The following is a 20,041-nucleotide window of genomic DNA, read 5'->3' as shown; positions in this document are numbered from 1 at the left end:
CCTTCCGCCTATTTCATGGGGCTTAGTGGGGATTTGTGGCCGCCAAAAATATTTAGATATTCTAAAATATTATTGGCAAAAACATTCAGTTTTTCTAATGAGGTATTCAATACCCTTTTGTGGTGAAATAGAGACATCAATACGCTTCGTGTGCTTATAGCACACCGTAGTTAGTTAGGAGTCAAGGATGACGCATCCTTTCGCATCTGAGCATTACCAGAAATTGGCTCAAGACGCTCGTGCACTCGTTCGTCAATGGGTGACTGAGTCTCAGTCCATTAAGCCAACTTATGCTGCCAAGCAACTGGCTGGTGTTTTGAAAGACCCAAAGGGTCTGCCCTTTACCGTTGGATTTGTCGATGGCGTCATTCGCCCTGAGGACGACAACGTTTCGGGTCGTAACCTATCTCGTATTTCTGGTCTAGCTCCTTCCTTCTTGCCGTGGTACATGAAGTCCGCCGTTGGCTTCGGCGGCAAGCTGGCCGGTAAGATGTCGTGGCCTACCGTTCCTGTGGCGCGTCGCGTATTGCGTGAAATGGTAGGTCACCTGATCGTCGATGCTTCCGAAGAGAAACTGGGAGATGCCATCGCAGAACTTACCAAGAGTGGTAACCGTTTGAACGTTAACCTGCTGGGTGAGGCAGTGCTGGGTGATAATGAAGCCGAGCATCGCCTCTCTGAGACTAAGCGTCTGCTCGCTCGTGACGACGTTGATTATGTTTCTATTAAGGTATCTGCTGTCTCTGGTCCTCATCAGCACTGGGCATTTGACGAAGTTGTCGAAGAAGCAGTTCGACGTTTGACTCCGCTGTATGAGCTGGCCGCATCCTCTTCCCCCAAGAAGTTCATTAACCTGGACATGGAAGAGTACAAAGACCTCGATATGACCATTGAGGTCTTTACCAAGATCCTGGATCAGCCTCATCTGAAGGATCTTGAAGCAGGCATCGTGCTTCAGGCATACCTGCCCGATACTCTCGCCGCAATGCAGCGGTTGCAGGCATGGGCAGCGGAGCGCGTTGCTAACGGCGGTTCTTCCATCAAGGTTCGTCTGGTTAAAGGCGCCAACCTCTCCATGGAAATCGTGGAAGGTGTTATGCATGGTTGGCCTGTTACCACCTGGGACACCAAGCAGGCTGCAGACACCAACTACAAGCGCATCCTCGATTACGCACTGCGTCCCGAGCATGCGAAGAACATCCGCCTAGGCGTTGCCGGGCACAACCTCTTTGACGTTGCGTTTGCGCTGCTTTTGGCTGAAGACCGCGGCGTTAAGGATCGCGTGGAGTTCGAGATGCTGATCGGTATGGCCGAGCAGCAGGCAGAAATCATTCGCCGTCGTGTGGGACACCTGCTTCTGTATGTGCCCGTGGTGAACCCCAAGGAATTCGACGTTGCTATTGCATACCTGATTCGTCGCCTAGAAGAGAACGCATCTTCCGAAAACTTCATGTCGGGTATTTTTGATCTCGCAACTGACGAAGAAATCTTCAAGCGCGAAGAAGACCGCTTTATGCGCTCACTGAACTCGGTCACTGATGAGGTTCCGGAAGGCAAACGCCATCAAAACCGTCAGACTGAGAATGCAGATAACGTCTTCGTACCCGCAGGTCGTTTTGAGAACACACCCGATACCGACCCATCGCTGTCTGGCAACCGTGAGTGGGGCCGAGCAATCCTTGAGCGTTCCAAGACCACTCAAATCGGTATTGCTACTTTGAAGGAAAACGAGCTAACTTCTGCCGCTGAGGCTGAACAGCTTGTTGCTGATGCTGAAGCATCGGGTAAGGTTTGGGGTCGTCTCTCTGGCGCTGAGCGTGCTGCTGTACTGCGTAACGTTGGTAAGGAAATCGCCCTGCACCGTGCCGAGCTTCTGGAAGTTATGGCTGCTGAGGCCGGCAAGACTCTGGATCAGGGTGATACCGAGGTTTCTGAAGCTATCGACTTTGCCTATTACTACGCAATGCTTGCTGAGGACTTGGAAAAGATTGACGGTGCTCAGGTACAGTCGGTTGATTTGACCGTGGTTGTTCCGCCGTGGAACTTCCCGACGGCTATTCCCGCCGGTGGTGTTCTTGCCGGTCTGGCTGCAGGTTCGGCTGTTATCTTCAAGCCTGCAACTATTACCGCACGTACTGGTGCTCTGATTGCTGAGATCATGTGGAAAGCAGGCGTTCCCAAGGACGTTCTGAAGCTCGTCAAGGTTGTTGACCGTGAGGCTGGCAAGGTTTTGATCTCTCACCCCGAGGTTGATCGTCTGATCCTCACCGGTGGTTACGAGACGGCAGAGCTCTTCCGCTCCTGGCGCGATGATCTTCCGCTGTTTGGCGAGACCTCTGGTAAGAACTCTATCATCGTGACCCCCAACGCTGACATCGATCTTGCTGTCAAGGATGTTGTATACTCGGCATTTGGACACGCAGGTCAGAAGTGCTCCGCAGGCTCTACCGTCATATTGGTAGGCGCTGCCGCACAGTCCGAGCGTTTCCGTCGTCAGCTTCTTGACTCCGTCAACTCTCTGCACGTGGCACATCCGCAGGATATTGAAGCTCAGATGGGGCCTGTTGCACAGAAGCCTGAAGAGAAGCTTCTGCGTGGTTTGACTACTCTAGGGCCGGGGGAGCGCTGGCTCATTCAGCCTAAGGAACTTGACGATACCGGTCGCCTATGGAGTCCCGGTGTTCGTGAAGGCGTTAAGCCTGGATCTGAGTACCATATGACCGAGTATTTTGGTCCGATCCTGGGCATCATGACCGCGGATACTTTGGAAGAAGCTATTGAGCTTCAGAACGCACCGGATTACGGCCTCACCGCTGGTCTGCATTCGCTGGATGCAGAGGAGCTTGAGCTCTGGCTCTCCAAGGTGCAGGCAGGTAACGTCTATGTGAACCGTGGTATTACCGGCGCTATCGTCCGCCGTCAGCCCTTCGGTGGCTGGAAGAAATCCACTGTTGGTTCTGGTACCAAGGCAGGCGGTCCTAGCTATCTCATTGCACTGTCCGACTGGGAGCGCACCGAGGCTACCGCAACCGCTGTTCCTCAGTCAGTTGCTGTACGTGAAGTTCTGGCAACAGCAGATAATGCCGATTTGTGCACCGCAGAAGATTTCGCCTTCCTGACCCGTTCGGCATCCTCGGATGCTGAAGCTTGGGAGAGCGAGTTTGGTTACGGCTACGATCCCTCGAAGCTTGGCGTTGAGCGTAACATTCTGCGTTACGTTCCCACTCAGGTTCTGGTACGTGCTGACGAATCCGCCTCTGTCGCAGAGGCTGTTCGTGTGGTTCTTGCTGGCTTGGCTGCGGGTGCGCCGATGGCTCTGTCTGTGGGCAAGGATCTGCCGGTCGCTGTACGCGGTATTCTCGAAAACAAAGGCATCAAGTACCTGGTCGAGTCCGATGAAGCATGGCGCACATACTTGGCTTCTAACGCTAAGACTCCGGTTCGCGCTCTGGCTGGTACTCCGCTTGAAGGTACTCGTATCCGTTACATCGGTGATGACGTCAAGTCCGTGTACACGGCCTTGGGTGGTCGTCCCGATGTTGCTGTGTACTTCCACCCCGTGACCGAGGCTGGTCGTATCGAGATGCTCCCCTTCCTGCGTGAACAGGCCGTTTCGATTACCGCACACCGCTTCGGTAACCCGAACCCCTTCTCAGAGAGTGTTATCTCCTCTCGATAAGTGAGGTTCTAGCCTGAGTTGGGCTAAATAGAATGAGATGCCTCGTCTCTGCTATACGTAGAGGCGAGGCATCTCACTATATTCTGTCTGATTTTCAATGTGTGAAATTTGCGAGGCACATCTTAACCTTACGGAAATTACTTCTAAGAACCCATGACACGATTCGGAAAAAACGTGCTCAACATTACGTATCTATGAGATAATTTATGTATTGCCTCTCGTGTCCCACACCGTGAGAGGTTCGCACAGAACCGTGCGTAGCAAGAACACACTGAAAGGAAATCGCTGCTATGAGCAACGTTCCCGCAGAACTTCTGTACACATCTGATCATGAGTGGGTTTCCCCCCTTTCGGCTGAAGGTACTGTTCGCGTCGGTATTACCGATCATGCGCAGGATGCGCTGGGTGACGTGGTTTATGTAGACCTGCCCTCTGTCGGTGACTCCCTCGATGCTGAGGGTAGCTTTGGCGAGATTGAGTCCACTAAGTCCGTATCCGATCTTCTGTCACCAGTTGCTGGTGAGGTTGTCGCCGTCAATGAGGCGCTGGCTGATGACCCCGCACAGGTGAACTCCGATCCTTACGGTGAGGGCTGGCTTATCGAACTTCGTCCTGAAAATGCTGATGATGTGGCAAAGCTTCTTTCAGCGGAGGCCTATCAGGCTGAGTTGGACTAATTACCGGTACCTAGGCGTAGATATATATCCGGTGATTACCGCCAAAAAGACGGTAATCACCGGATGATTTTGTAAAATGTGACGAAAAATAAATACAAATAATTCTAAAAATTTATCAATACCTATACTTATATATCGCGTGGAAAAATAAGGGTTTTTGGATAAATTGGTATTGTTTTACTACTTGATGGTTAAAGTTTTGTAATCTTTCGGCATCGAAAATGCCGTTATTCGGCGGTTTTCTAATGGAATTCTGAGACGGAACACTATAAGATTGACTCAAAGGTTCAGTGTTTATCATTTTGTGATAAATTATCTGAACCTCACTCACTCACAATACAAAAGAACAAGTAACGCCGTCTGCGAAGAAGCCGATTAGGTACTATGCAGCACGCCGAGGCGGTCTGCGCATCGGCGTAACTTTGACGAGCACAATTTCTCAAAGGAATACTATGAACTCCCGCATTGATGACAATCTCGCTCGGGCAGAGGCTCTAGTAGAGAGCGCTGAACGTGGCAAAGATAGTCGTGACCCCCGAGATATTAAGAGCCGCACTATAGGACAGGTTTTAAGTCAACTGGATCTTGATTTTCCGGGGATTAGCGCCTCTAAGATTCGTTTTTTGGAGGAGCGTGGTTTGGTCCATCCCAAACGTACCGATACTGGGTATCGAAAGTACTCCCAAACCGACATCGAGCGCCTGCGGTATATCTTGACGATGCAACGCGACTACTATATGCCGCTCAAGGTTATTCGTCAGCATCTTGACGATCTTGAGGCGGGTCGCGCCATTAACTCTGTACCTGCACCCGTTTCGGACGAGATGTTGGACCAGGTTTTGGGATCCACCAACGTTGCGGAGGGGCGTACATACAGTATTCGTGAACTCGCAGAGTACTCGGGTGCGCCCGTTGAGCTTATTCGTGAGCTTATTGACTTCGGCCTTCTGGATGACGAGGCAGATGCGAAATACACTGAATATGATGTGCTTATTGCCCGAGCTGGCGCTGAACTTATGGGACATGGCATTCAGCCCCGTCATCTGAGAGCTTTCAAATCTGCAGCAGACCGTGAAATCTCTCTTGTTGAGATCGCGGTAGCTCCTTTAGCTTCGCGCCGTGACGCAGCTTCTCAGACGCAGGCTCAAGAGCGAGCCGATAAGATTCGCAAACTTTGTCTGCAGTTGCATGCAACCCTTGTAGAGTCTGCAATGCCGACGTATAACTAGGGCTTTCTGTACGCATGTAGTTAGAAACTTGCGCTGGCTTCTGCGTCTGTCTACGAAGTAGGGGCTAGTCCTGCCAAGAAAAATATCACTCAATCTCAGTGTTGGATGCGTGAAAGTTTGATCGCTTTTGCGCATCCATTTTTTAAGGTTTGTTGCAGATATAGTGCTCAATATGAGTAGGGTTTACATGTTTCCATGACCGTATTCTAGGCGCGCTTAGATGTTGTATGGGCGGAGAATAATCTACTAAAGCTCAACTCCCACCCTGAAGATGTGCAAGTTTTATGCTAAAGGGAGAGATAGGTTAAACTATAAAGGCTGCCGTAGCTTTCAGAAGGCGCGGTTCCTCTTTTTATCCCGTAATGTATTTGCTCTCTAAACGTGTAAAAACTGCTGGAGCTTAGTGCCCGGTATTTCCGTGCATTTGAACGGGTAACAAGGTAGGATAACAAACAGAAGTAACCCGTTCGGCTACGGACATCGGATAAGAAGGAGGTATTGCCAATGGCGCGATATAGCGTCGGTGACAAGACCACACCAGGGAATACCTCAAAAACTGGATCTCGTTCTTCTGAGGCTTACCATGATATGCATGGTACAGCCGAGCAGTTAGAAGGGTTTGAAGTTCTTCTTCCGATGGCACCACCTCCGCGTGGTGAACAGGGGGTTCTTTTTAAAGATCCTGTATCAATCGTCGATGAGAACTTAGGGTACCGCGGGTCTGTTGCCAGGAAAGCTGCCGGGATTAGCTATCGGCAGCTTGACTACTGGGCTCGTACGGAGCTTGTGGTGCCTACTGTGCGCTCCGCCTCAGGGTCTGGGACTCAACGGCTCTATAGTTTCCGCGATGTATTGGTTCTCAAGATCGTTAAGCGCCTTCTCGATACCGGAGTATCTTTACAACAGATTCGTACCTCTATTGACCATCTTCATACTCGGGGGATCGAGGATCTTGCAGGAATCACCCTGATGAGCGATGGAACCACCGTTTATGAGTGTACGTCGCCGAGCGAAGTTATTGATCTCGTACAGGCTGGCCAAGGTGTCTTCGGAATTGCTATTGGGCGAGTCTGGCGTGAGATCGAAGCGAATCTGAATGGGCAACCTAGTGAAGAGATGCAGACGGTATCGGACGCGGAAGACGAACTTGCCGCACGCCGCGCCCGTAAAGCCTGACGTGCACTAAAACCTCAATACTCTAGTAGAGTGGTTTTAAAGACATACGCTGTGGCACCACATATGCGTGATATACACGAGTGTAAAGATTATTGGGAAAACTTGCGATCGAGCGTTATCGAACGCAAGTAATTTCGATAAAATAAGAGTGCACTCATTCAATTGTTGAACTTATAACTTCGGAGCGCCATGCCTAGAATTGTCAGTGTTAGTAGCCTCAAAGGTGGCGTGGGTAAGACCTCCATTGTGTTAGGTCTTGCATCAGCAGCGTTGCACGGTGGGCTCAAAACCCTTGTCATAGATCTCGATCCCCACGGGGACGCTAGTACCGGACTTGCCGCGGAAGGCGGGTGCCCGGACATTGCCTCTATCCTGCTTACCCATGACACCGATGCGCTCACCCGTCTTGTGAGCCCGTCAGCTTGGAATAGCCTGGTGGGTACACCTACGCTACTCACGAGCAATCCTATAGGGGGCGGCGAAATTCATGTAGCTCGTGGTTCGGCGCGTTCGGCTCTTCTCGATACGAAAGAGCCCACGCCCTTCATTGAACGGTTGCAGAATCTTATCGAAAATACTGGGAGCACATACGACCTAGTCCTTATCGACTGCCCACCGTTTTTAGGGACCCTTACAGCAACTGGATGGGGCGCAAGTCAGCGAGTGCTTTCGATTGCGGAGCCTTCACTTTTCTCCGTGGCGGGTACTGAGCGTACCCTCCGTGCGATTGTTAGGTTCCAGAAAGACGAGAATAGTTCTGTTGAGGCTGCTGCCGTTGTCGTGAATAAATTACGTGCCGACGATCCTGAGCACAGCTATCGGTACGAAGAATTGAAGGCACTCTTTGGGCAGCTTGTTGCTGAGCCTACGTTCAACGAGGAAGCTGTTATTCAGCGTGCTCTTGGGGCAGCACATCCGATTCACTTCTGGCCCGACGAAGAAGCTGTGGAGCCCTCCATACGATTTACACGTCTGCTTGCCGGACTCATGGCAGCACTGTAGAGCCTAGAGACGGATGTCCTGTGCCCCGGAATAAAAAACCCGGGGTATAGCGTTGTAACGTACGTATCAAGACTCAGTAATCTTTATTGCAGGTGAGGGACTATGAGTATCAAAGAGCTCGAAATTATTGATGGCGTAGCACAGTACGACCTTATCGTCATCGGCTCGGGATCGGGGAACACCCTGATAGGACCGGAATGGGATAACAAAAAAGTAGCGCTTATAGACGGCGGTACTTTCGGCGGAACATGCCTGAACGTTGGGTGTATCCCTACGAAAATGTTTGTGTACCCGGCAACTACTGCGCAGAAAGCACGTGAGCTCAATAAGTTAGGTATTGAGGCTGAAATTACTGCAATTAACTGGGCACAGATACGCGATCGTATTTTCCCTCAGCGCATCGATAAGATTTCTGCTGGTGGGCGTGACTGGCGCGCTGGTCTACCTAATGTGGATTACTACCCCGAATACGCTCATTTTGTTGATGCTCACACAGTGCAGACAGAGTCCGGGCAGAAACTTTATGGTCGCCAGGTTGTAATTGCTGCGGGTTCGCGGGCGGTTCTTCCGACGATTCCTGGTATTGACTTACCACAGGTTCATACAAACGACACGATTATGCGTTTGGAAGAGTTCCCTCAACGTCTTGTAGTGCTTGGTGGTGGGGTTGTCGCCGCTGAGTTTTCGCATGTATTCTCTGCTTTGGGGGCACAGGTTTATCAGGTTGTTCGTTCTAACCGTATTCTCCGTGAGGTAGATAAAGAAGTTGTAGACCGGTTCATAGAAGCTGCCTCTCACCAGTGGAATATTCTCCTAGAGGGCTCCCTTGTTGAGATACGCGAGAACGGCGATGGAACCGTTACCGTCGTAGTTGAACACGATGGTGAGGTAGAGGAGATTGTTGCGGATGCCGTACTTGCCGCAACTGGTCGTCGTTCCAATAGCGATACTCTTAAAGCATCCAGTTTCTTTGACGTCGATAGCCGCGGGTTTATTGGAACTGATAAATACCAGCGCGTACTGTATAACGGTTCTCCCGTACCTGGAGTATTCGCGCTAGGTGATGTCTCCTCGCCGTTCCAACTCAAGCATGTGGCAAACCATGAGGCACGGACCGTTCAACATAACCTTAGCCATCCCGATAGCTTCGTTGCCAGCGATCATCGTTTTGTCCCTGCTGCGGTTTTCAGTAATCCGCAGATAGCAACTGTAGGGCTCTCGGAAGAGAACGCCCGGAAGCTGGGGGAGCGTGAGGGCTTCGAAGTTACGGTGAAGAGCCAGAACTACGGCGATACCGCTTATGGATGGGCTATGGAAGATTCCGTGGGACTGGCGAAACTTATTGCCCGCAAAGACACGGGACAGCTCTTAGGCGCCCACCTTGTAGGGGAAGAAGCTTCAGTGTTGATCCAGCCGCTTATTCAAGCCATGAGCTTCGGGTTAGGCGTGAAAGACATGGCCCGTGGTCAGTATTGGATTCACCCTGCTCTGACTGAAGTTATAGAAAATGCTCTTCTTGGGCTAGATGTAGATAACTAGTTTTCATATATAAAGCTGTGGGGCCCTCCCCAATCTTGGTGAGAACCCCACAGCTTTTAGCCTCTTTTCGCATTCAAGAGCTACGATTCTTCCGAAGAGATTCGTGGAGCTTTTTGTTGTTTTCTGAATCTCCGCGCACGTGCTCTTTACCATCAGGGTATGTACGCTCTTTATCTGAAGGTGTGGCTCGGGCTGGCTGATGCTGAGATAACTTTTCCGCCGCTTGCCCTTTAAACTCTTCAAGACGTTCAGTCGCTTCGACCTTTAGATCATGAAGTTTTTCTGTCTTCTCTGTTTTGAACTCTTGGAGCCTATCAGAAGCTTGCTCGGCGTAGCTTTGCAGACGTTCGAGTTTATTATTAGCGCTTTCCGAAACACGGCTATAGATGTCATCCACATAAGCAGAAAAATCCTGCAGAATCTTAGCCCGTTTGAGCTTTTGAGAAGGTGTTAAATAGCCGTCTGCTTCCGTCAAATCCTTACCCATAATGCGGAATTCGCGAATAGCTTCTGCGCGAGATACCAGTTGATTAGCCTCGTCAATAATGCGCTGGATCGCGGCACGCACGGCAGGATGCACGGCGGCCTCCGGTATGGAAAGGGAACGCGGAAGCCCCAAATGTTCAAGCTGATCGGGAAGAGTATCGGGATCGAGAGTGACCAAAGCCGCGATAAAGGGTTTCTGATCTCCCACGAGCATAGCCTGAGATACCAAGGGAGAAGTTCGTAGATGGTTCTCCGCAGTGCCGGGAATAACATTCTTGCCCCCGGCCGTCACGATGATTTCTTTTTTGCGCCCCACAATTTTGAGGAGCCCTTGATCATCGAAACGGGCTAGATCACCGCTCTTGAACCATCCATCGTCAGTGAAAGACTGGGCATTTTCAGCGGGATTTTTGTAGTATTCCTTCATCACGCCGATTCCACGCAGTTCAAGCTCGCCATCTTCGGCAAGACGGCCTTGAGAACCTGGCAGGAGCGGACCAATAGCCCCGATCTGAAAATTGCTGATGCGCCCAGCAGCAATCGGCGCACATGTTTCCGTGAGACCATAACCCTCAACCACTCGGACTCCTACCGCATGGTAGAAATGATTCAAACGTGGGGAGAGAGGTCCGCCTCCACAGACTGCGTAACGTAATTTACCGCCCATAGCGGCACGCAATTTTGTGTAAACTAGCTTATCGTAGAGTGCATATTGTGCCGCCAACTTGAAGGGGAGTTGTCCAGAAACTTTAGCCTCAGACCAAGCGATGGCGACCTTAACCGCTCGCTTAAAAAGATTTTTGTTTATGGTTCCGCCACGAGCCGCCTTAGCCAATGCTCCCTCATAAATCTTTTCAAAGACACGCGGTACCACCAGCAACATGGTGGGCTTAAAACTATCCAGATCAGCCGCAAGATTCTTGATGGTAGGGGAGTGCCCAACAACAACCCCGGAATCCAAAGCAAGAACCTGAATAAACCTTGCCAGAACATGCGCTAAGGGCAGGAAAATAAGGGAAGAATTATGTGGATTAGCGATCTCCGGCTCCACGATGCGCGTGTTAAGACTCAAATTAAGAAAGTTTCCGTGCGTGAGCGCACAGCCTTTAGGCTTACCTGTTGTTCCAGACGTGTAGACGATGGTTGCAAGCGAGTCGGCATGGGCATGTGTGCGGGCCACTTCAAGTTCGGCATCGGAGACATCTAGACCTGCCGTGATGAGTGCATCCAGATCTCCATTTTCAATAACCCAACGATTCTTAATATTGAGCGGGTGAAATTTATGCGCCTTATCAGTAATCTGAACCAGATTATCGTTCTCCACAAAAATTGCTTGTGCCTCAGAATGCGATAAGGCCCAGGCAACTTGTGCGGGTGCGTTCGTCTCGTAGATAGGTACCGATATGGCACCGGCATACCAGATAGCAAAATCTATTAAAGCCCACTCAAAGCGGGTGCGGCTCATAATACCTATGCGATCACCAGGTTTAACGCCATGCGCGATGAGTCCCTTGGCTACGGAAACCACCATGTCATGGAACTGATGTGCGTGAATGTCCTGCCAATTGCCAGGCGACATCTGCCACCGATACAGCACGGGATTTGAGGTGTCGGAGGCATGGCGTTCCACAATACTGGTGAGATTCAACGCTGGATCTACCATAGCTTCTGCGGGTACGGAGACAATTTGCATACAAGGCCTTTCAATGCTGTAGCTTGGATTATGCTTCACAGTCAACGACAAAATCTTGTATCACGGATAAAACAAGTTCCGCGTCGTAGTCTAGAGTCGGCACATGGTAACTGTGAGTCAACCATTTAAAGTTTACCGGTGCTGAGCAGTGTTCTAGAAAATAGCGGTGCGAACTATCTGAGACAACATGATCGTGGAGGGAACGCAGATAAAGCACCGGAGCTCGTAGTAAGGGTATCAGCTCACGAGTCTCTCGGCCCAAAAGGTGAAGCTGCCGTACAGAAACGGTAGGAGTTCGCGGATATGCACCTTCATCAACTCCAGGACGGGCAATGTCAGATCCAACAGAGTTGAGCGAAGGAAATATAGGGGCAACTCGGTGTGCCACTTTCATCATGGGGTTTACATCCACAAAATAGGGGTTAATGAGCACCATGCCTAGAACATCATGCCGAGCCGCTAAATTGGCAGCAATGCACCCGCCCATAGAAATACCGATTACGATAACCCGATAGCCTGCATTGAGGAGTTTCCAATATCCTTCTTCGACACCATCAACCCACTCTTTATACTCGGTCGCGACCATGTCCCGCCAGTGTGTGCCATGCCCAGCAAGACGAGGCATCTCAACAGGGTAGCCGAGCTTAATAAAGTGATCTGCTATAGGTCGCATACTGTGCGGGGATCCTGTGAAGCCATGAATGATGAGAATGCCAACATCACCCTCATAGAGTTCACGGTCAGCCGGATGGGAAATAGGATCGTGGTTGAACTCCGACTCTAAAGAGCTTTGCGCACGCATTGTTGAGGGCTGGATGGCAAGCTCACGATGCTGACGTGCCTGACGGCGGATGCGGCGAAACGGTTCACCTGCATTCTCGAAAATACTCATGGCATCCTTTCAACAGTACACTCTCACTTTGAGACTTGGAACCGTTCAAGAGTTGAAATAGGTTCGTGGTCAATTATTACCTACAGCTCTGGGATAACACCGTCTGAGCTACGCTAAGAGCGCGAAAACGATAATATTCACAGATAACTATCAGACAAAAGTCACCTCGGTGTCGGGAAAGAGGGGATTTAGGCACGGTACTGCTAAACCCGTTACAATCTAATCACGTAGAGTTTTCGCATTGTTGCCGTCCTCTCGTGATATGTGCTCGCAAACCACATCCGTCATATACGGGTACGCGTGCCTATCCCGCATTTATTGTTTTATGACGGAAGAGTTATGACCCTCGCCTACAGCACCCTCAAATTTCTTAGTACGCCCATTCTGCATAGTCTCTATCGGCATGAAATTATCGGGCTTGAGAACATACCCCAGGGACCGGTCATTATTGCAAGTAACCACCTAGCATTTTGCGATTCAGTTTTTATACCTCTTGCACTCGATCGCCCTATTAATTTCTTGGCGAAAAGTGATTACTTCACAACATCCGGTGTCAAAGGTCGCGCTATGGCTAAATTTTTTACAAGCATGGGTCAGCTTCCGATGGATCGTTCCGGTGGGGTCAAAAGTCAAGAATCTCTTGCCAGAGGCCTTCGGGTGCTAGAATCAGGCGGCATACTGGGGATCTATCCCGAAGGCACCCGCAGTCCTGACGGGCGTGGTTACCGTCCGAAAGTTGGAGTAGCAAGATTAGCCCTTGAATCTGGAGTTTTCGTCGTACCAGTAGGGCAGATTGGTACGGACCTGGTGCAGCCGCTGGGAACAAATAGTCCGCACCTGCGCAATCGCGGACAAAAGATAACGATCCGTACAATTTTTGGAAAGCCGCTAGATTTCTCCAGCAGAAGTCACGAAGCGCATCTTTTCTCCGTACAGCGTGAGATTGCGGATCGTGTAGGTGTAGCTATTCGTGAGCTTAGCGGGCAAGAATATGTTGATGTGTACGCGGATGCGGTGAAAAAACTCATGGCATCCGACAGTTTAACCGCCGAACAGGCTGTAAACCGTCTATGTGCAGAGTGCCCATAAACTTATCTAAGACTGCGCCATATGCTCAGATACGGCATTTTAGGAAGGTACAATAATCTTTATCCTTGTAACGCCGCGTCAGCGTGCTGAACCATACAGAAATTCTGGAGTACACACCCATGAGCAACGCGAACCATAACCACCAGCTTGGCGCAGATTACGGGTTGGATACCTGGCGGAATCTGCACATAGATCAGCAGCCTACATGGGCAAATCACGCTGATTTTGACGCAACTGTTGCCGAGCTGAGCTCTCTGCCCCCGCTAGTTTTTGCTGGTGAGGTAGATTCTATGCGCGAACAGCTGGCGGAAGTAGCCGAAGGACGTGCGTTCTTGCTACAGGGCGGTGACTGTGCCGAAACTTTTGAAGGTGCCACAGCCTACAAAATCTCTGGTCGCATCAAAACTCTTCTCCAGATGGCGGCGGTTCTTACCTACGGCGCTTCGATGCCTGTGGTGAAGATGGGTCGTATGGCTGGCCAGTTCTCAAAGCCACGTTCCTCGGATACGGAAACACGCGGCGATGTTACTTTGCCTTCCTTTCGGGGAGAAACCGTCAACGGTTTTGAGTTCACGCCTGAAGCTCGTGAGCATGATCCTAAACGTATGCTGCGCGGCTACCACACCAGTTCCGCCACCCTTAACCTTGTGCGTGCTTTTACAAAAGGTGGCTTTGCAGATCTACGCGCAGTACATCAATGGAACCGCGGGTTTACTTCAAACCCAGCGCATGAGCGATACGAACAAACAGCTGATGAAATCGGTCGCGCCCTCAAATTCATGGAAGCCTGTGGAGTTGATTTTGATGCGCTCAAAACTACCGATATGTATGTGGGGCACGAGGCTTTAGTCCTTGACTATGAAAGGTCCCTCACCCGCATCGATTCACGAACCGACTTGCCCTATGACACCTCAGCCCATTTCTTGTGGATTGGTGAGCGAACTCGTGGGATTGATGATGCGCACGTGGATTTCCTCTCTAAAGTGCGTAACCCCATCGGCGTAAAACTTGGCCCCACAACCACCGCCGAAGATGCACTGGCCCTTATCGATAAACTTGACCCGAATCGTGAACCCGGTCGCCTCACTTTTATTACCCGTATGGGGGCTAAGAATATTCGAGAGAAGCTGCCTCCTATCGTCGCAGGGGTACAAGCTGCTGGTGCACAGGTTATCTGGGTAACCGATCCTATGCACGGTAACACAATTTCCGTTCCTTCTGGCTATAAGACCCGCCGTTTTGACGATGTACTCGATGAAGTTCGCGGTTTCTTCGAAGTACATGATGCTCTCGGCTCATTCCCTGGCGGTATTCACGTTGAGATGACCGGGGATGACGTTACTGAATGCCTAGGTGGCTCAGACGCTATTGATGAAGAAGCCCTCGCTGATCGTTATGAATCTCTTTGCGATCCCCGGCTGAATCACTCGCAGTCGCTTGAAATCGCGTTCTTGGTATCCGAGTATCTCAGGAACCGATAAGCAATCTAGTTTTAGCTTTATGCTGAAGGTCGCATAGAACTTTACAGAGTTCTATGCGACCTTCGCATATGGGATTACTCTATAATCCGCCGAAAAGCCTGGAAAAATCTTGCCACCAGGCGGCCTGCAGCACTGATGTGGCGAGCATCCAGCCCGTAAAACCAGCCGCCATAAAGAGAACGACCACCACTAATGCGGCGAGACTCCACGCTGTAGCTGAAGGTGGCTCGGCAAGAGACTCGGTAGGGAATCGAGGATCAAGAATGTGCCGACGTTCGCGCTCCTGCGTTTGAGAATCCCAGCTTTGTTTAGAGTCTAGAGAGGAATTTTGCTCCTGGTTTGCTTGAACAGGAACACTTGAATTCCGGCGATCATATATTCGTTGCGGATCTGCATAAGCAGAGAACGATTCATTGTCCAGCTGCTCTTTGGACATAGACTTTTCTTGCTGAGGAACGTGCTGAGTGGAAGGTGATTCTGATCGTGGTACTGGCGATGGCTCTGGTCGTAGCGCGTTATGGAGATTCGCTGGTGCACTAGGGGTTGAAGATGGGGGAGATATTAGGCTCTCGTCGGGACCATGTGGTTCTGGGCCAATACCTATATGCCCTTGTTCATGGACAGCAGGGGAGAGAGGGACACCAAAATCGTCAATTACCGAATTCTCTGCATCTACGTCGAGAATCAAATCTACCGCGCTGCCGTACGCGCTAATAGGAGTATCACGCACCATTTGCGCCATGCCGCTGCGCTCAGCAATATCACCCACCTCATCCCAAAGTGCAAGCTCTGGAGGTTCAAGATGCGGAGAACGCCATGCACGATCTTTAGGATTCATCCGCTGGGCTATCTCGGATAAAGCAGTGAAAAGTTCCGTGGCGTCCTCCGGGCGTGCATCCGCTTGTTTACGTGTGCACCACCTGATAATCCCCGCTATATCGGGGTCGATTCCCGGAGCTACTTCCGTAATTGGAGGCATCTCAATGTTGGCGTTGTGGTAGAGAACCTGTTGATCGTTGTGTAAACCGGTAAACGGTAAACGACCGGAGAAAATACGGTACATCATAACGCCCAGCGCAAAAATATCCGCTGGAGCACCAACACGTCCTTGCGGGTCTAAGATTTCAGGCGCCACATAGGCGGGGGTACCCATAAGAACCCCAGAGTCATATTGGTCATTGCGGCGCGTAAGACCAAAATCTGCTAACTTAATGCGCCGCTGAGTATCTAAAAGAATATTCCCCGGCTTCATATCGAGGTGAACATACCGATGCGCATGCACCTCTGAAAGCCCCTCAACAACGGGAAGCAAAATTTCAAGACCTTCCCCCATAGACAGTGCTTGGCGAGAGCGAAGGAGCTGGCTGAGCGTACACCCATAAACGTACTCCAAAGCGATATACATAATGCGCTGCCCCTGAAGATACTCGGTACCTGAAGACAACACACCTACTGTGTGACCCCCGCCAATTTTACGCAGAGAGCTTTCCTCACGATGGAATTTTTGCCTGTTCTCCGCTTGTTCGGCAAGTTCGGGCGTAAGCACTTTAATAGCTACGGGATTATTCGACCACAAGTCAGAAGCGTAATAGACTTCACTCATGCCTCCGCGGGCTATCATTCGTCCCATGAGGTAGTGCTTTTCGAGCACTTGACCGGTTAACCGCAGCGGCTGCTTATGATTCGTCTGGGGAGCAGGACCGGGCACAGAGGAACCGGAATTAGGCTGTGGAGTATGACTCATAGTGATAAAAATTTTAGGCGATGCATTTGAATGATGCGACCCTATTCGTCATGTCGGAACCTAACCCTCAGCAGATTTTCAGGAAAGGTGCATACCTGTGATTTAGTCGTAGGCTAGATGAGCACGCTACTTGCAACACACCAGCTTGCGGTACGGAATAAGTGGTAATTGATTAGGCTCTCTGGCACTCTTAAAGGGTGACTAACGAAAATATTGCTCAGACCTTTGCCCTTGTAGGCGAGTGGGTCACTATTCCAGAGATCGCTGAGATCCTCGATCTGAAGATCACTCGCATACATAATCTTCTTTCTGACGGGTCTTTGATAGCCTTGCGTGATCCCGAAACCAACGTGCGTAAAGTCCCCGCACTCTTTTTGAACGGGAACCGTGTCTTGGAATCTTTAAAGGGAACTCTAGTCGTACTCAAAGACTCAGGGTTCAGCGATGAAGAAGCAATCGTCTGGCTATACACGGATGATGACTCTCTTCCTGGGCGCCCTATTGATGCTTTGAAAGACGGACGCAAGACAGAGATCCGCCGTCGCGCACAGGCGCTCGCCTGGTAAAACAAAACTAAGAAGAGTTTTTATCAAGATCGAGTTCCAACGGTACCCGAAAAATATATAGTTATGCGGCGCATCTAACAGCTTGGATGCGCCGCATCACCATTCTCTCTAAGCTTTACGGTGCAGCGCCTTAGCCGCTATAGCGCTGAGCGCGCAGCGTATCGGCTCGGATACCGGCAGCGCATGAAGAGCAGTATCTACAGCTTCTGACTTCTGAGCGATAAGCTCTTCGACATGCTCTAGAGTCCCAGAATCTATCATAAGCTCTCGGATTTTAGAGATTTGCTGGTTCGTGAGTTCCGGGTTCCCTAAGGCGCCTTCAAGCATCCTGCGGTCTTCAGCAGAGATATTTTGTGTTGTTAGCGCTATGAGAACGGTGCGTTTTCCCTCACGAATATCATCTCCGGCGGGTTTGCCTGTGGCGCTAGGTTCTCCAAAGACACCAAGTTCATCATCACGAAGCTGAAATCCTTCTCCCAGCGGAAGTCCGAAAGCATGATATTTCCCAAGAATCGGGTGGTCTTGATGCGCGATTGCGGTGAGTGCTAAAGCCCCTCCTAAGACGAGTGGGTGCTCACAGGAGTACTTTGCGGATTTGTATTGAATAACACGGTGAGCACGAGCGAGGGCGTTCTCAGGAGTCTCTGCTGGAATAACTTCGGAAAGCACATCAAGGTATTGGCCAGCCATAACTTCGGTACGCATAGTATCGAAGATATTTCGCGCTTCGGTGCCGGATAAAGCACCTTCTCCGATGGATGAGAACATCTGTTCCGACCACGAAAGGCACAGATCACCCGCGATGATTCCACCGGTTAGTCCGTAGTTGAAAGTATCGCCCACCCATGAGTTCTGGATGTGCTGCGTTTCAAACTTTTTATGTACTGAGGGCTTTCCGCGGCGTGTATCAGAGCGATCGATAATATCGTCGTGAATAAGAGCCGCTGATTGAAAGAGCTCAAGGGCAGCCCCTGCTCGAATAATAGGGGTAGGAGCCGACCTTTCGAGTATGGAGTCTCCTCCAGCACCTCGCCATCCCCAATAGCTCAGAAGAGCCCGGAGACGTTTACCCCCGGAAGAGAGCGACTCGATAGCTTCAAGAAGGGGCAGCGCATCTTGAGATATAGCGGTCAGCAGAGTGCGTTGTTGTGCGAAAAATTCTGACATAGTAGCTTCGACTGCGTGTAGGTAAGCTTCTTGCTCAGACTTAACGCCGTCGCTGAGATTTTCAGGTTTCGGCTGTTCTGTCATGTTTGTGTTCCTTAGGGGAGTGCGCGCGAATACTCCTCTAGAGTAAAGCACCGGTTGATATTTGCGAATATTATAACCTTCCTGAGGTCTGAGGTTTCTATGATGTAGAATACAAGTACTAATTGTAGAATATATATGCTATTATATTGTGAATTGGGAAGGAGGGGTATGAACCAACAACAGGGGCGCGTTGTTATGCATCTTGATATGGACGCTTTTTTCGTTAATGTGGAGCTTCTGGAGAGCCCCGAATTACAGGGTTTACCTATCATCGTTGCTCCACAGGGGCCTCGCGCCGTGGTGTGTTCTTCCTCGTATGAGGCTCGCATATATGGAGTTCGTTCTGGCATGCCCCTTTCACGAGCTCTTTCTCTATGTCCTGCTGCTGTGGTCATGCCTCTTCGCGGTAACTATAGGTATTATTCGCAGGCTGTTATGGATATTTTGCGTGCAGAAAGCCCGTTGGTAGAACAGGTAAGCGTGGACGAAGCTTTTGTGGATCTCACGAGTGCAGTTATCCATGGAACGAGTCCTGTAGATATCGCTCAGCGTGTGCGTTCACGAATTGCGGAGGAACTTCATCTACCAAGCTCGGCAGGCATTTCCGTCAATAAACTTATTGCCAAGATGGCTTCGACCGGTAGTAAACCTAACGGGCTATGGGTGGTTCCTCCTGCAAAAGTCCGTGAGTTTTTAGATCCACTTCCTGTCTCAAAACTCTGGGGTGTAGGGTCTAAAAGTGCTGCAGCCCTCGGTAAATACGGTATTACAACAATTGCTGGTTTGCGCGAACTCGACATAAGCTGGCTGCGTGCACGGTTCGGACGAGCTGCTGGAGAACACCTTTGGGCTACATCTCGTGGGCTCGATAGCCGTGATGTTGTGCCCTATCGTGAAGAGAAAAGTATAGGCGCTGAGCACACATTCGGGACTGATACTACGTCGGGGTATGAGATTACAGATGCTTTGCGCTCGCTTTCGTTTAAAGTGGGTATACGTTTGCGCCGTGCACGTAAGCTGGCAGGTTCTCTCAGCCTCAAAATTCGGTATGAAGGATTTGAGACTCATACGAAATCTGTGCCGTTGTCGGTTTCTTGCGATTCAGGTATGGAAATTTATCGGGCATCTCATGCTGCACTGCGCGGGATGGGGCTTTTGGCCTTTTCTGCTGAGCAGTCTCAGGAGTATGCGACACGCGCTATTCGCCTCATTGGTGTTCGCGCCGAAAAACTTGAACGTAGTGAGCTCGGAGTGCAGTATCCACTCTTCGACGATGCAATACTGTTAGATTTAGAGGCAGGTTCTAAACATCTTGAAGATACTGTGGGTGATGATAAGTTCAGGGTCGGTGCTTGGAATGGAATCCGCAGTGCTCCTGACTGGAGCGCAGTGGAACATGCTCTCGATAGTATTCGTCAGAAGTTTACTGATGCAGCCGTTTCTAGTGCTTCTGATCTTTCATATATTCACAAGAGCAGCCCAGAAAAACAGAAAACTTCTTAGGGGAGCGCTCTGGAGTATAGGGGAGTAAAAAGTG

At 50.4% G+C, this 20,041-nt stretch carries 14 protein-coding genes; 10 read left to right on the top strand and 4 right to left on the bottom strand.

Translation table 11 applies throughout. The features are described from left to right. The first annotated feature begins 187 nt into the window (after positions 1–187). From HMPREF2981_RS10320 to HMPREF2981_RS10295, 6 genes are all read left to right on the top strand, one after another. Positions 188–3,679 carry a bifunctional proline dehydrogenase/L-glutamate gamma-semialdehyde dehydrogenase gene (locus HMPREF2981_RS10320; RefSeq protein WP_004004366.1) on the top strand — a complete coding sequence of 1,164 codons (3,492 nt, stop codon included), beginning with the start codon at positions 188–190 and terminating at the stop codon, positions 3,677–3,679. Between the two features lie 290 nt (positions 3,680–3,969). Continuing rightward, positions 3,970–4,356, top strand: a complete 387-nt coding sequence (gene gcvH, locus HMPREF2981_RS10315; RefSeq protein WP_004004367.1) for a glycine cleavage system protein GcvH — start codon at positions 3,970–3,972, stop codon at positions 4,354–4,356. A gap of 452 nt (positions 4,357–4,808) precedes the next feature. Continuing rightward, a complete protein-coding gene (locus HMPREF2981_RS10310; protein WP_070662818.1) occupies positions 4,809–5,585 on the top strand; it encodes a transcriptional regulator FtsR in 777 nt (258 codons plus the stop codon). A 588-nt stretch (positions 5,586–6,173) separates the two neighbouring features. Then, positions 6,174–6,761, top strand: coding sequence for a MerR family transcriptional regulator (locus HMPREF2981_RS10305; RefSeq protein WP_004004369.1), 588 nt, complete (start codon positions 6,174–6,176; stop codon positions 6,759–6,761). 189 nt (positions 6,762–6,950) lie between these two features. Then, a complete protein-coding gene (locus tag HMPREF2981_RS10300; RefSeq protein WP_004004370.1) occupies positions 6,951–7,763 on the top strand; it encodes a ParA family protein in 813 nt (270 codons plus the stop codon). Positions 7,764–7,865: 102 nt separating this feature from the next. Beyond that, the gene (locus HMPREF2981_RS10295; RefSeq protein ID WP_004004371.1) at positions 7,866–9,302 is read left to right on the top strand and encodes a mycothione reductase; all 1,437 of its coding nucleotides are present in this window, start codon (positions 7,866–7,868) and stop codon (positions 9,300–9,302) included. A 73-nt stretch (positions 9,303–9,375) separates the two neighbouring features. Here the strand turns inward: HMPREF2981_RS10295 and HMPREF2981_RS10290 are convergent, their stop codons facing one another. Continuing rightward, positions 9,376–11,481, bottom strand: a complete 2,106-nt coding sequence (locus HMPREF2981_RS10290; RefSeq protein WP_004004372.1) for an AMP-dependent synthetase/ligase — start codon at positions 11,479–11,481, stop codon at positions 9,376–9,378. Between the two features lie 28 nt (positions 11,482–11,509). After that, positions 11,510–12,373 (bottom strand): alpha/beta hydrolase, encoded by an 864-nt coding sequence (locus HMPREF2981_RS10285; protein WP_070662816.1) that lies wholly within the window; start codon positions 12,371–12,373, stop codon positions 11,510–11,512. A gap of 339 nt (positions 12,374–12,712) precedes the next feature. On the opposite strand from HMPREF2981_RS10285, the gene HMPREF2981_RS10280 reads away from it, so the two are divergent. Then, the gene (locus tag HMPREF2981_RS10280; protein WP_070662814.1) at positions 12,713–13,462 is read left to right on the top strand and encodes a lysophospholipid acyltransferase family protein; all 750 of its coding nucleotides are present in this window, start codon (positions 12,713–12,715) and stop codon (positions 13,460–13,462) included. Between the two features lie 119 nt (positions 13,463–13,581). Then, the gene (locus tag HMPREF2981_RS10275; protein WP_013398830.1) at positions 13,582–14,943 is read left to right on the top strand and encodes a class II 3-deoxy-7-phosphoheptulonate synthase; all 1,362 of its coding nucleotides are present in this window, start codon (positions 13,582–13,584) and stop codon (positions 14,941–14,943) included. 79 nt (positions 14,944–15,022) lie between these two features. Here the strand turns inward: HMPREF2981_RS10275 and HMPREF2981_RS10270 are convergent, their stop codons facing one another. Continuing rightward, positions 15,023–16,687: a serine/threonine protein kinase gene (locus HMPREF2981_RS10270; protein WP_070662812.1), complete on the bottom strand. Its 1,665-nt coding sequence runs from the start codon at positions 16,685–16,687 to the stop codon at positions 15,023–15,025. Positions 16,688–16,884: 197 nt separating this feature from the next. On the opposite strand from HMPREF2981_RS10270, the gene HMPREF2981_RS10265 reads away from it, so the two are divergent. Then, a complete protein-coding gene (locus tag HMPREF2981_RS10265; protein WP_004004377.1) occupies positions 16,885–17,253 on the top strand; it encodes an Rv2175c family DNA-binding protein in 369 nt (122 codons plus the stop codon). A 108-nt stretch (positions 17,254–17,361) separates the two neighbouring features. On the opposite strand, the gene HMPREF2981_RS10260 is transcribed toward HMPREF2981_RS10265, so the two are convergent. Beyond that, a complete protein-coding gene (locus HMPREF2981_RS10260; protein WP_070662810.1) occupies positions 17,362–18,504 on the bottom strand; it encodes a polyprenyl synthetase family protein in 1,143 nt (380 codons plus the stop codon). Positions 18,505–18,672: 168 nt separating this feature from the next. Here HMPREF2981_RS10260 and dinB point away from each other — a divergent pair, with 168 nt between their 5' ends. Continuing rightward, positions 18,673–20,007: a DNA polymerase IV gene (gene dinB, locus HMPREF2981_RS10255; RefSeq protein WP_070662808.1), complete on the top strand. Its 1,335-nt coding sequence runs from the start codon at positions 18,673–18,675 to the stop codon at positions 20,005–20,007. The last annotated feature ends 34 nt before the right edge of the window (positions 20,008–20,041 follow it).

The organism is Rothia sp. HMSC069C01 (assembly GCF_001814655.1).
Taxonomy (GTDB): Bacteria; Actinomycetota; Actinomycetes; order Actinomycetales; family Micrococcaceae; genus Rothia; species Rothia dentocariosa.
Note: the sequence above shows the minus strand (reverse complement) of the source record. Positions and strands in the feature narration are given on the sequence as shown.